The organism is Mycobacterium sp. TH-M11, from assembly GCF_057473725.1.
Map to the genome: position 1 here is coordinate 1 of NZ_JBYCLD010000047.1, position 12,886 is coordinate 12,886.

At 64.9% G+C, this 12,886-nt stretch carries 10 protein-coding genes, 2 tRNA genes and 1 pseudogene; 12 read left to right on the forward strand and 1 reads right to left on the reverse strand.

All coding sequences use genetic code 11. The features are described from left to right. Positions 1-632: 632 nt before the first annotated feature. Entirely contained in the window at positions 633-764 is a 132-nt protein-coding gene (locus AC2VOG_RS01820; protein ID WP_486938209.1) for a hypothetical protein, read from the forward strand. Further along, positions 761-1,512 (forward strand): annotated as a pseudogene (locus AC2VOG_RS01825) (Abi family protein). The gene AC2VOG_RS01820 and the pseudogene AC2VOG_RS01825 overlap by 4 nt, the downstream one beginning before the upstream one ends. A 337-nt stretch (positions 1,513-1,849) precedes the next feature. Here AC2VOG_RS01825 and AC2VOG_RS01830 read toward each other — a convergent pair. After that, positions 1,850-1,923 (reverse strand) — tRNA-Gly (locus tag AC2VOG_RS01830). Positions 1,924-2,050: 127 nt separating this feature from the next. On the opposite strand from AC2VOG_RS01830, the gene AC2VOG_RS01835 reads away from it, so the two are divergent. The 10 genes from AC2VOG_RS01835 to AC2VOG_RS01880 form a co-directional block, all read left to right on the forward strand. After that, positions 2,051-2,124 (forward strand) — tRNA-Pro (locus AC2VOG_RS01835). A 37-nt stretch (positions 2,125-2,161) separates the two neighbouring features. After that, complete coding sequence (gene tig, locus AC2VOG_RS01840; protein ID WP_486938210.1) at positions 2,162-3,568, forward strand: trigger factor; 1,407 nt, start codon at positions 2,162-2,164, stop codon at positions 3,566-3,568. 114 nt (positions 3,569-3,682) lie between these two features. Then, positions 3,683-4,270, forward strand: coding sequence for an ATP-dependent Clp protease proteolytic subunit (locus AC2VOG_RS01845; protein WP_486938217.1), 588 nt, complete (start codon positions 3,683-3,685; stop codon positions 4,268-4,270). Further along, the gene (gene clpP2, locus AC2VOG_RS01850) at positions 4,267-4,902 is read left to right on the forward strand and encodes an ATP-dependent CLP protease proteolytic subunit ClpP2 (RefSeq protein ID WP_486938211.1); all 636 of its coding nucleotides are present in this window, start codon (positions 4,267-4,269) and stop codon (positions 4,900-4,902) included. Before AC2VOG_RS01845 ends, clpP2 begins: the two co-directional genes overlap by 4 nt. A 290-nt stretch (positions 4,903-5,192) precedes the next feature. After that, positions 5,193-6,476: an ATP-dependent Clp protease ATP-binding subunit ClpX gene (gene clpX / locus AC2VOG_RS01855; protein WP_486938212.1), complete on the forward strand. Its 1,284-nt coding sequence runs from the start codon at positions 5,193-5,195 to the stop codon at positions 6,474-6,476. Between the two features lie 13 nt (positions 6,477-6,489). Continuing rightward, entirely contained in the window at positions 6,490-7,764 is a 1,275-nt protein-coding gene (locus tag AC2VOG_RS01860; RefSeq protein ID WP_486938213.1) for an MFS transporter, read from the forward strand. Positions 7,765-8,046: 282 nt separating this feature from the next. Further along, a complete protein-coding gene (locus AC2VOG_RS01865; protein ID WP_486938214.1) occupies positions 8,047-9,987 on the forward strand; it encodes a 2-oxoacid:acceptor oxidoreductase subunit alpha in 1,941 nt (646 codons plus the stop codon). A 4-nt stretch (positions 9,988-9,991) separates the two neighbouring features. Then, entirely contained in the window at positions 9,992-11,071 is a 1,080-nt protein-coding gene (locus AC2VOG_RS01870; protein WP_486938215.1) for a 2-oxoacid:ferredoxin oxidoreductase subunit beta, read from the forward strand. A gap of 1 nt (position 11,072) precedes the next feature. Beyond that, complete coding sequence (gene mobA, locus AC2VOG_RS01875) at positions 11,073-11,654, forward strand: molybdenum cofactor guanylyltransferase (protein ID WP_486938216.1); 582 nt, start codon at positions 11,073-11,075, stop codon at positions 11,652-11,654. A 723-nt stretch (positions 11,655-12,377) separates the two neighbouring features. Further along, the coding region (locus AC2VOG_RS01880; protein ID WP_486938218.1) for a transglycosylase family protein at positions 12,378-12,886 on the forward strand (509 nt) is incomplete at its 3' end.

A 12,886-nucleotide genomic window follows, 5' to 3' on the forward strand; every position in this document is an offset into this window, starting at 1 on the left:
GAGCCGTGTATCTGGATGTCAGTCGTGGCGTCTGGATGCGGGATGGGTCGGCCTCCTCAGCCTCGCCGGCGGCCGACGTTGGCCTGTTCAGCGTTCAAAGCCTAGACGGCCCCGGTTGCCCGCGCCTGTCTGGCGCGGGCAACGGGAATCGAACCCGCGTAGCTCGTTTGAAGGGTGGTAGCAAAATCGTACTATTGTTGCCGCTCAGGGCGGGTATTTAGCTCGGCTGCCCGTGTCTTTGAGGTGGACAGAAGGTTCCTGGCCGAGGACCCGGCCGATTCTGGGGCGTGTACGGACTCCAGAAGGCCGTCGCCGTCGTCGAGGTCTCCCAGGACGCATAACCTGACAGCCCGCCGGCGTCGGGCCAGGCTTCGCCGCCCTGCTCGCTGGCGCCGCTGCATGAAACCGTCCCGCATGCCGCTGTCGGCATGCGTTCAACTTGTGGCGCCGTTGGCCGAGTTCGCGATCGCCACGGCAGCGGGGTAGCCGCCGGGGCCGAACACCGACTAGGTCTCGTGACTTGGATAAGGGCGCGGTGTCTCAGCTGTGGGGTATAGTGAGCTTAATCGTTCGGCCCGCACCGAGATTCTGTCTCGGGAGTGGGCCGGATTTCTTTTCGCTATCGTTCCTCCATGCGGGTCCAGCCGATCAAGGCCTGGCTGTCGATCACAGATCAGATCGCCAAGTTGAGGCTTCGGGGCATGCACATCACTGACGACGCCTCGGCGCTCATTGGCTATCAGCGGTCGGCTACTACCGGTTGAGCGGGTACTGGTACCCCTTCCGCGAGCTCGACATCACTGGCCAGTCCCGCCGGCTCAGCACATTCGTGGAGGGTACGACGTTCACAGAAATCGTCGGCCTCTACGAGTTCGATCGCCATCTGAAGACGCCGGTCCAAAGCGGATTGGAACGAATCGAAGTCGCGTTGCGGAGCCAGATCGGACACCGTCTGGGGCACTAGACCCGATGGCACACACCGATGCACGGCATTTTCGGCCGACCTTCGATCACGCCACTTGGCACCGAACCGCGCAACGACGGGTCGACCGAGCCCGCGGACGCGACGAGTTCGTCGACCACCATGATGCGGTCTACGGTGGGCAGCTGCCGATCTGGGTGCTAACAGACGTGTTGGACTTCTCTGACCTCTCGAAGTTGTACGCGGGCTTGAAATCCATCGACCAGAAAGTCATCGGCGACTGGTTCGGGGTGAGTCCCCACCCGTCGGCGTCTAAGGGCCAGCGGCGACGCTGGCGCGACAACCACCCGCTGGTGAACTGGCTGGAGCACATGTCCATCGTCCGCAACATCTGTGCCCATCACAGCCGACTGTGGAATCGCCGCCTCACCCCGATCGGGACATCCTCGCGGGTGCGGCATCTGCCCGCCTTAGACGCGCTACCGGTCGACCAGGTGCAGATGGAGCGCGTGTACGGGACGATCTGTGTCATCACCGCCCTGCTGGAAGCGGTCTCACCGGGGGAGCCACTGGCGCACAGGCGTGGATGATCTGGTGAGCAGCTCGTTCGCCAATTTTCAGCTGCGTAAGCCCAGCGAAATGAAATACCCGGCACCAGGCCCTTGACCCTGACCGCTACGAGCGGGCCTGGACACACCAGTCGGACACCCCATACCCCGACTGGGCGGGCGCCGGCGCCCGCCCGAGCGTTGATTGACTTCGGTTTCCCCAGCCCGACATTGCCGAGGCAGGTGGACGCGAGCACGCCCTACCTATCGGACCTCGACCCCACGATCTGGAAGCCGGTCCATGACGACCTTGAGTTGCTCGCGGGCGAGGCCGAAGCGAGCGGCCCCGGCGGTAGCGGCGCGGCTGCCCGCGCCTGTGTGGAGCGGGCGACGGGAATCGAACCCGCGTAGCTAGTTTGGAAGACTAGGGCTCTACCATTGAGCTACGCCCGCGTGTGTTGGTCGAGCGCGACTTTACGGCGCGGCAGACATCAAATCCAAATGTTGCCGTCCCGTGAGCTGGTCGTGAGGCCAGGACGCAGGGCTGGCGAGCTGTGGCCGTAGTATCGCGTGGTCACCGCGGGGTGTAGCGCAGCTTGGTAGCGCATCCGCTTTGGGAGCGGAAGGCCGCAGGTTCAAATCCTGTCACCCCGACTGGCACGCCATATCAGGACAACCAAGGAGCAGGCCCGTGAAGAGCACCGTCGAGAAGCTGAGCCCCACCCGGGTTCGGATCAACGTTGAGGTGCCGTTCGGGGAACTGAAGCCGGACTTCGACAGGGCCTACAAGGAGCTTGCCAAGCAGGTCCGAATCCCGGGGTTCCGTCCCGGCAAGGCCCCCGCCAAGTTGCTGGAGGCCCGGGTCGGCAAGGAAGCGATCCTCGACCAGGTCGTCAACGAGGCGCTGCCGAGCCGCTACGGCCAGGCAGTCACCGAGGTCGACGTGCGGCCGCTGGGCCAGCCCGCGATCGACGTCACCAAGAAGGTGTACGGCGAGGACCTGGTCTTCACCGCCGAAGTCGACGTGCGGCCCGAGTTCACGCTGCCGGACCTCAGCGCACTGAAGATCACCGTGGACCCGATCGACGTCAGCGATGAAGACGTCGACGCCGAACTGCAGAATCTGCGCGCGCGGTTCGGCACCCTCAAGGGCGTCGAGCGGCCCGCCGCTACCGGTGATTTCGTCTCGATCGACCTGTCGGCCATCATCGACGGCGAGGACGTTCCCGAAGCCGCGACGACGGGCATGTCACACGAGGTCGGGTCGGGTCGGCTCATCGACGGCCTCGATGAGGCGATCATCGGCCTGTCGGCGGGCGAGTCGAAGGTTTTCACCACCGAACTGGTCGCCGGATCGCACGCCGGCAAGGAGGCCGAAGTCACCGTCACGGTCGGCTCCGTCAAAGAGCGGGAGTTGCCCGAGCCGGACGACGAATTCGCGCAATTGGCAAGTGAATTCGACACCATTGACGAGTTGAAGGCCGATCTGTCCGAACGGGTCAGCCGGGTCAAGCGCGTGCAGCAGGCCGAGCAGATTCGCACCGCCGCGATCGATGCGCTGCTCGAAGGTGTCGAGATGCCGTTGCCGGAAGCCGTCGTGCAGGCCCAGGTGGACAACACCATTCACAATGCGTTGCACGGCCTGGACCACGACGAGGCCAAGCTTGCCCAGGCGCTGGAGAAGCAGGGCACGACGCGCGAAAAGTTCGACGCCGACGCCCGCACCGAGGCCGAGAAGGCCATCAAGACGCAGTTGTTGCTCGATGCGCTGGGCGACGACCTCGACATTCAGGTCGGCCAGGATGACCTGACCGAACGCCTGGTGACGACTTCTCGGCAGTACGGAATTCAGCCGCAGGAGTTGCTGGGCTATCTGCAGCAGCAGAACCAGCTGCCGGCGATGTTCGCCGATGTGCGTCGCGGCAAGACCATCGCCGCCGCGGTCGAGGCGGCCACCGTCAGCGACACCGACGGAAACGTGATCGACACTTCGGAGTTCTTCGGCACCGGCGACCAACAGGACGCCGCAGAGGCCGACGCTGAGGAAACTGACGAGGCCGACGCGTCGTCGGAGGAGTTGGCGGGCGACACGAAGTGACGCTGTGAGCGAACGCGGTCAGTTCGGGGAGTGCTCGACGGCCGGGTTTGGTTAGTGTCGGTGTATACGGAACGTAAAGAAAGCAGGTAACCCACTGTGAGCCGTGGGAGTGAAATGCGCGCCAGCGCGCTGGGTCTGAACCTCACCGACTCGGTCTATGAGCGTCTGCTCTCCGAGCGCATCATATTTCTGGGGTCGCAGGTCGACGACGACATTGCCAACCGGTTGTGCGCACAGATTCTGCTGCTCGCCGCCGAAGACGCCACCAAGGACATCCATCTCTACATCAACTCGCCCGGTGGATCGATCAGCGCCGGGATGGCGATCTACGACACGATGGTGCTGGCGCCCTGCGACATCGCCACCTACGCGATGGGCATGGCGGCCTCGATGGGCGAGTTCCTGTTGGCCGCCGGCACCAAGGGCAAGCGTTACGCGCTGCCACATGCGCGCATCCTGATGCACCAGCCGCTGGGTGGGGTGACCGGTAGCGCGGCCGATATCGCGATCCAGGCCGAACAGTTCCACGTCATCAAGAAGGAAATGTTCCGGCTCAACGCCGAGTTCACCGGGCAGTCGATCGAACGCATCGAGGCCGACTCCGACCGCGACCGGTGGTTCACCGCCCAGGAAGCGCTGGAGTACGGATTCGTCGACCACATCATCACCCGCGCCGCGCACATCAGTGGAGAAGCAGAATGAACCCCGAAATCCAGCCGCAGGCGCGCTACATCCTGCCGTCGTTCGTCGAGCACTCCAGCTGGGGTGTCAAAGAGTCCAACCCGTACAACAAGCTGTTCGAGGAACGCATCATCTTCCTCGGCGTCCAGGTCGACGACGCCTCGGCCAACGACATCATGGCCCAGCTGCTGGTGTTGGAGTCGCTGGATCCCGACCGCGACATCACCATGTACATCAACTCGCCGGGCGGCAGCTTCACCTCGCTGATGGCGATCTACGACACCATGCAGTACGTCCGGGCCGACATCCAGACCGTCTGCCTGGGCCAGGCCGCCTCGGCCGCGGCGGTGCTGCTGGCTGCGGGCACGCCCGGTAAGCGGATGGCGCTGCCCAACGCCCGGATTCTGATCCACCAGCCGTCGCTGGCCGGCGTGATCCAGGGCCAGTTCTCCGACCTGGAGATCCAGGCCGCCGAGATCGAGCGGATGCGCACGCTGATGGAGACGACGCTGGCGCACCACACCAACAAGGACGCCGGGGTGATCCGTAAGGACACCGACCGCGACAAGATCCTCACCGCTGCGGAGGCCAAGGAGTACGGGATCATCGACACGGTTCTGGAGTACCGCAAGCTCTCCGCGTCGACGGCCTGACGTCCGCATATTGCCCGACGTGCACGTGGTGCGATGTCCACGTCCACTTTTCGGACTCACTACACGGTCGGCGCACGTCATTGCCTCGGTCGCATAACGGGGGCGACACGGCGGCGCGCCCGCCGAGCATCGGGGCGCTCAAAGAGATATGTTCGCAGCGCATAACTCGAATATCACCGACGCGATTCAGCTCTACCGGTCGCATCGCCGTGTAGCAAGCGGGTAGCGTCGGTCAGTACACGCGAGATAGCACCATCGAACCGGTGAAAAGGAAGTAGGCCCCCAGCACCATGGCGCGCATCGGAGACGGCGGCGACCTGCTGAAGTGCTCGTTCTGCGGGAAGAGCCAGAAGCAGGTCAAAAAGCTCATTGCGGGGCCGGGGGTGTACATCTGCGATGAGTGCATCGACCTGTGCAACGAGATCATCGAAGAAGAACTCGCCGACGCCGACGACGTAAAACTCGACGAACTGCCCAAGCCCGCCGAGATCCGGGACTTCCTGGAGGGCTACGTCATCGGTCAGGACACCGCCAAGCGAACGCTGGCCGTCGCGGTCTACAACCACTACAAGCGGATTCAGGCTGGTGAGAAGGGGCGCGAGTCGCGTACCGGCGAGTCCGTCGAGCTGACCAAGTCCAACATCTTGATGCTGGGGCCGACCGGGTGCGGGAAAACGTACCTGGCCCAGACGTTGGCCAAGATGCTCAACGTCCCGTTCGCCATCGCCGACGCCACCGCGCTGACCGAAGCCGGCTACGTCGGTGAAGACGTCGAGAACATTCTGCTCAAGCTGATCCAGGCTGCGGACTACGACGTCAAGCGCGCCGAGACCGGCATTATCTACATCGACGAGGTCGACAAGATCGCCCGCAAGAGCGAGAACCCGTCGATCACCCGCGACGTCTCCGGTGAAGGCGTGCAGCAGGCGCTGCTGAAGATCTTGGAGGGCACCCAGGCGTCGGTGCCGCCGCAGGGCGGTCGCAAGCACCCACACCAGGAATTCATCCAGATCGACACCACCAACGTGTTGTTCATCGTCGCCGGCGCGTTCGCCGGGCTGGAGAAGATCGTCTCGGACCGGGTCGGCAAGCGCGGGTTGGGATTCGGGGCCGAGGTGCGTTCCAAGGCCGAGATCGACACCACCGACCACTTCGCTGAGGTCATGCCCGAAGACTTGATCAAATTCGGGTTGATTCCCGAATTCATCGGTCGGCTGCCGGTGGTCGCTTCGGTGACCAACCTGGACATGGAGTCGCTGGTCAAGATTTTGTCCGAGCCCAAAAACGCACTGGTCAAGCAGTACGCCCGGCTGTTCGAGATGGACAACGTGGAGCTCGAATTCAGTCAGGACGCGCTGGAAGCGATCGCCGATCAGGCGATCCACCGCGGCACCGGCGCACGCGGCTTGCGCGCGATCATGGAAGAAGTTCTGCTGCCGGTGATGTATGACATCCCCAGCCGTGACGACGTCGCCAAGGTCGTGGTCACCAAGGAGACCGTGCAGGACAACGTGCTGCCGACGATCGTGCCGCGCAAGCCTTCGCGCGCCGAGCGCCGCGACAAGAGCGCGTAGTCACCGCTAGGCCTTGAGCGCCGGCGCGATACCGGTTCGGGCTTTCCGCGCACTGGATCTGGCGAACTTCTTCCTGGCTGATGTACGCGACGGACTCGGGCCGTACCTGTCGATCTACCTGCTGCTGACGCACCATTGGGATCAGGCGTCGATCGGGTTCGTGATGGGGATCGGCGGTATCGCGGCTGTCGTGGCGCAAACCCCGGCGGGCGCGCTGGTCGACCGGACCTTGGCCAAACGGGCGATGATCGTCGCCGGCGCGCTGACCGTCACCGCCGGAACGTTGGCCATTCCGCTGCATCCCAGCTTCGCTGCGATCGCGGTGCTGCAGGCGCTGACCGGGATCGCCGGGTCGGTGTTCGCTCCGGCGCTGGCCGCGATCACCCTGGGTATCGTTGGAGCCCGGCATTTCTCCCGGCGGATCGGGCGTAACGAATCGTTCAACCACGCCGGTAATGCCACCGCCGGCGTGATGACGGGGGCACTGGCCTACGGCTTCGGTCCGGTTGTCGTCTTCTGGGTGCTGGCCGCCATGGCAGCCCTGAGCGTGGTCGCGACGTTGCGGATCCCCGGCGATGCGATCGACCACGACCGTGCCCGCGGCATGGATCACGAGGCCGGCGAGGCCCACCCGCAGCCCGCTGGCCTTGCGGCGCTGTTCCGCGACCGGCGACTGCTGATCTTCGCCCTGGCGATGGTCGCCTTTCACCTCGCCAACGCCGCGATGCTGCCGCTCGTCGGCCAGGTCCTGGCCTTGCAGAACAAAGACGTCGGCACCGCGTTGATGGCATCGTGCGTGGTGGCCGCGCAAGTGGTGATGGTGCCGATGGCATATTTGGCCGGCGCCAAGGCCGACAGTTGGGGGCGCAAGCGGATCTTTCTGATCGGGTTCGCGGTCCTGACCGCCCGGGGATTTCTCTACCCGCTGTCCGACAATCCCTATTGGCTGGTTGGCGTCCAGATGCTCGACGGGGTCGGAGCCGGCATCTTCGGTGCGCTGTTCCCGCTGGTAGTGCAGGACCTGACGCACGGCACCGGACGTTTCAATGTGAGCCTTGGCGCGCTGACCACGATGTGGGGTCTCGGTGCCGCGCTGTCGAACGTCTTGGCGGGGTGGATCGTGGTGGTCGGGGGCTACCACGCTGCCTTCGTTTCGTTGGGAATCGTCGCCGCCGCGGGCCTTGTGCTGTTCGCCGCGGCCATGCCCGAAACCGGGCCCAACTCACCCCGAAACGACGGGTTGACCCAGGCTGACGGCCTCCCCCAAATGGGGGAGGCCAGCCGCTAGCAAACGTTACTGATGCGTAACTTCGGTTCTTAGACTTTGCGCTCCGCAAAAAGTGACCAACACCACATTTAGCCTTGGCTGATATCGACTGCGCGTTTCTGACCTCGATCTTTAGTGGAGAGGCGGTAGCGTGGAGGTATGGCTGGCGGTCCGTGAATCCCTAAGAGAAGTGCAATAATCGGTACTGCCAGTGACATAAAAATCGGTCGGGGCGTAACTCGGACGATTTGCCGCGGTTACGACCACATGCCGGGGCGGTGAACAGCTACGGAAGGCGGCGACGTGGGTCCGAATGGAAGCGGAGCCGACGCGGCGCGACCCGGCCGGAGAAAGACCGAGAAACTGGAACAGATCGTCATCCGGTTTGCGGGCGACTCCGGTGACGGCATGCAGCTCACCGGCGACCGATTCACCTCCGAGGCAGCGCTTTTCGGTAACGACCTGGCGACCCAGCCGAGCTATCCGGCCGAAATCCGCGCGCCGCAGGGCACCCTGCCCGGCGTTTCGTCGTTCCAGATTCAAATCGCCGACTACGACATCTTGACCGCCGGTGACCGGCCCGACGTTCTCGTCGCCATGAACCCGGCGGCGTTGAAGGCCAACATCATCGACCTGCCGATCGGCGGCCTGGTGATCGCCAACTCCGACGAGTTCACCAAGCGCAACCTCGCCAAAGTCGGTTACGACAACAACCCGCTGGAAACCGGCGAACTGTCCGACTACAAGGTCGAAGCCGTCGCGATGACCACGCTGACCCTCGGCGCCGTCGAGGCCATCGGCGCCACCAAGAAGGACGGCCAGCGCGCCAAGAACATGTTCGCTCTCGGCCTGCTGTCGTGGATGTACGGCCGGCCGATCGAGACCAGCGAGCGATTCATCCGGGAGAAGTTCGCCCGCAAGCCCGACATCGCTGAGGCAAACGTTCTGGCGCTGAAAGCCGGCTGGAACTACGGGGAGACCACCGAGGCATTCGCCGTGACCTATGAGGTGTCGCCGGCGAAGCTGCCCCCCGGTGAGTACCGCCAGATCTCGGGCAACACCGCGTTGTCCTATGGCATCGTCGCCGCCGGTCAGCTGGCCGATCTTCAGGTCATGCTGGGCAGCTACCCGATCACGCCGGCGTCGGACATCCTGCACGAGCTGTCCAAGCACAAGAACTTCAACGTCCTGACCTTTCAGGCCGAGGACGAGATCAGCGGTATCTGCGCCGCGTTGGGCGCTTCCTACGGCGGCGCGCTCGGCGTCACCAGCACCTCGGGCCCCGGCCTGTCGCTGAAGTCCGAAGCCCTCGGCCTTGCGGTGATGACCGAGCTGCCGCTGATCGTGATCGACGTGCAGCGTGGCGGACCCTCGACCGGTCTGCCGACGAAAACCGAACAGGCTGACCTGCTGCAGGCGCTGTACGGCCGCAACGGCGAGTCGCCGGTGGCCGTGCTGGCGCCGCGGTCGCCGTCGGACTGCTTCGACGTCGCGCTGGAGGCGGTGCGCATCGCGGTCGGATACCACACCCCGGTGGTGATCCTGTCGGACGGCGCGATCGCCAACGGCTCTGAGCCGTGGCGCATCCCGAATGTCGAAGACTTGCCACGTATTCGGCATACCTTCGCCAACCCCGACGAGCCGTTCATGCCGTACGCCCGCGACCCCGAGACACTCGCCCGGCTGTTCGCGATCCCCGGCACGCCCGGGCTCGAGCACCGCATCGGTGGTTTGGAGTCCGCCAACGGAACCGGCGCCATCTCTTACGACCCGGCCAACCACGACCTGATGGTGCGGTTGCGCGAAGCCAAGATCGAGGGAATCTCGGTTCCCGATCTGGAAGTCGACGACCCGAGCGGCGACGCCGAGTTGCTGCTGATTGGGTGGGGAAGCTCGTACGGCCCGATCGGCGAGGCCTGCCGGCGTGCCCGGCGCCACGACATCAAGGTCGCCCACGCGCACCTGCGCCACTTGCGTCCATTCCCGGCCAACCTGGGCGAGGTGCTGCGGCGCTACCCGCAGGTGGTGTGCCCGGAGATGAACCTGGGCCAGCTGGCGCTGCTGCTGCGCGGAAAGTATCTGGTCGACGTGCAATCGGTTACCAAGGTTCAGGGCGCCGCGTTCCTGGCCGACGAGGTCGGCCGCATGATCCGCGCGGCGCTGAGCGGCACGCTGGCCGAAATCGAGCAGGACAAAACGATGGTCGCGAGATTGGCAGCGGCCACGGTGGGAGCAGGGAGCTAGTTGTATGACTGACCTGATCGGCGCAGACCTGGGCCTGGAGGACATGTTGTCCGGGCACGGCCGGGTGCCCACCACGGACCAACCGCAGAAAGCCAAGGACTTCACCAGCGACCAAGAGGTCCGCTGGTGCCCCGGCTGCGGCGACTACGTCATCCTCAATACGATGCGAAACTTCTTGCCGGAGTTGGGATTACGGCGAGAAAACATCGTCTTCGTCAGCGGTATCGGCTGCTCGAGCCGGTTCCCGTACTACCTGGAAACCTACGGCCTGCACTCGATCCACGGCCGTGCGCCGGCGATCGCGACCGGCCTGGCACTGTCGCGTGAAGACCTCTCGGTCTGGGTCGTCACCGGCGACGGCGACGCGTTGTCGATCGGTGGTAACCACTTGATCCACGCGTTGCGGCGCAACATCAACCTGACCATCCTGCTGTTCAACAATCGGATCTACGGTCTGACCAAGGGCCAGTACTCGCCGACCTCCGAGGTCGGCAAGGTCACCAAGTCGACGCCGATGGGATCGCTCGACCAGCCGTTCAACCCGGTGTCGCTGGCACTGGGCGCCGAGGCGAGTTTCGTTGGGCGCGCGCTGGATTCCGACCGCAAGGGCCTGACGGAGGTGCTGCGTGCCGCGGCCGCCCACCGCGGCTCGGCGCTTGTCGAGATCCTGCAGGACTGCCCGATCTTCAACGACGGCTCGTTCGACGCGCTGCGTAAGGAGGGCGCCGAGGATCGGGTGATCAACGTCCACCACGGTGAGCCGATCGTCTTCGGCTCAGGCGACGAATACTGTGTCGTGCGATCCGGTTTCGGACTCGAGGTGGCCAAGACCGCTGATGTCAGCGCCGGCGAGATCGTCGTCCACGACGCGCACGCCGAGGACTCCGCCTACGCCTACGCGCTGTCGCGGCTGTCGCAGCAGAACCTCGAGCACACGGTGATGGGCGTCTTCCGTCAGGTCAACCGGCCCACTTATGATGATGCTGCGCGGTCGCAGATCCAGGCCGCGCAAGAATCGAAGCCTTCCGACCGCGCCGCGTTGCAGTCGTTGCTGCACGGCCGTGACACCTGGACTGTGAACTGACATGACTGCTACGGGTAAGCCGGCTTCGCTCGCCGGCGTGGTGCTGGCTGCGGGCGCGTCGCCCTGGGAGGGCCGGGCGAAGGCGCTGGAGCAGGTTCGCGACGGGCACACCACGGCGGTTGAACACGTCGTGAGCGTCGTCGCAGAGCGGTGCGAACCCGTTTTCGTGGTGACCTCACCGGGACAGTCGCTACCGAAACTCCCGGCACAGATTGTGCGCGACGATGTGCGCGGCCACGGGCAACTGTCCGCGGTCGGCCGCGGCCTGCGCGCCGCGGCTGAGTCGGGTGCGACACACGCATTCTTGTGCTCGGTCGACGCGGAACTCCTCGACCCCGACGTGATCGACGTGCTCGCTGCCCGGGCAGCGGCGCTGAACGCTGACATCGTCTTACCGTGGGACGGAGCGAACCACTACCTGGCCGCGGTGTACCGCACCGAATTGGCTTCTGCCGTCGACGATCTCGTTGCCGCGGGTGAGCGAGACCTCTCCGCATTGATCGTGCGGTCAGACACCCAACGGGTCATGGTCGCCGGCGACGGCTCGGGCACTGAGCCATTCGCGGTCTCCGGGGTCGCGTAGTCTGCCGGTCGCTGACCGGACCTCTTGTCGCACTAGCGAACTGACGGATCTCCCAGCTAGTTGCAAATATTCGTCCCCGCCGGCCGCTCGAAGCCGCGAAAGATACTGGTGGACAATAGTTTTAAGCACTGCATAATGGTGGTAACTGAAAGTTGCTCTGGTGCAGATGGTTTGGTCAGAGCCTTTGAAATCGCTTGCGAGACGCCACTCTAATGTGTGATCTTGATAACTTTTACGACTGATCGCGCAGGTTGGAAGAGGCTCCGAACTGGCGGCGATGACGCCCAAAAGCGGTGGCGCAGATCACAAAAAGGGCGTGATTTGACTCACTATTCGGCGTGCGAAGTTTGAAACTGACCCGTGCGACAAATGCGCATGTGACCAGCGGGATCGATTGGCTGAGCCGGTCGTGACCAAGTTGTTATCGACGCCGGGCACCGGCGTGTCATGAGATGACGAGTGCGGCGCGTTTCTCGTACGGTCCAAAGCGATCTGAAAACGCAACAACAGATCGAAAACACGCACCCGCGTGCGAGCGGGGGCAACGGACGGCGATGACGCCCCCGTGCGGCCGCCGGGCTACTGCCCGGTATTGGCTGGCGCCCCGGCTGTCGTGCCTGAACGAGACGGCGCGATTCGAAGTAGCCGACCGCCCATAAAACCGGCAATCAGCCCACCTCCGCTGGGCTTGCTTCGGCGTGCGCACCCGTGAAAGGAACAACGTTGCAGAACGTCCGCCAGACGCTTCGCATGGCCGCGCTCGCCGCGGTGCTCGCCTCGGCCCCGCTGGGCCTGTCCAACGCGACCGCCTCCGCTGATGTCGAGGGGGCCCTCCAAAGCGCGCCGTCCCCGATCGAGCCGGCCGGTTTCGTGCCGGCTCCGGATGCGCCGCCGGCTCCGGCCGATGTGCTGCCCGCTCCGGAGGCCCCTGCGCCGGACGCTCCGGCTCCGGATGCGCCGCCGGCCCCGGCCGATGTGCTGCCCGCTCCGGAGGCCCCTGCGCCGGACGCTCCGGCTCCGGACGCGCCGCCGGCTCCGGCCGACGTGCTGCCCGCTCCGGAGGCGCCGGAACCCGAGGAGGCCCCGGCACCCGAGAAGAAGGCGTACAGCGTCAACTGGGACGCGATCGCCGCATGCGAGTCCGGCGGTAACTGGGCCATCAGCACCGGCAATGGCTACTCCGGTGGACTGCAGTTCACGCCGGGCACCTGGCGTGCCAACGGCGGCTCGGG

What these genes read in the sequence shown, in the direction of transcription:
- AC2VOG_RS01820 (WP_486938209.1), top strand. Translation starts at nt 633, where the DNA reads ATGCGGGTCCAGCCGATCAAGGCCTGGCTGTCGATCACAGATCAGATC.
- AC2VOG_RS01845 (WP_486938217.1), top strand. Translation starts at nt 3,683, where the DNA reads ATGCGCGCCAGCGCGCTGGGTCTGAACCTCACCGACTCGGTCTATGAG.
- clpP2 (WP_486938211.1), top strand. Translation starts at nt 4,267, where the DNA reads ATGAACCCCGAAATCCAGCCGCAGGCGCGCTACATCCTGCCGTCGTTC.
- clpX (WP_486938212.1), top strand. Translation starts at nt 5,193, where the DNA reads ATGGCGCGCATCGGAGACGGCGGCGACCTGCTGAAGTGCTCGTTCTGC.
- AC2VOG_RS01870 (WP_486938215.1), top strand. Translation starts at nt 9,992, where the DNA reads ATGACTGACCTGATCGGCGCAGACCTGGGCCTGGAGGACATGTTGTCC.
- mobA (WP_486938216.1), top strand. Translation starts at nt 11,073, where the DNA reads ATGACTGCTACGGGTAAGCCGGCTTCGCTCGCCGGCGTGGTGCTGGCT.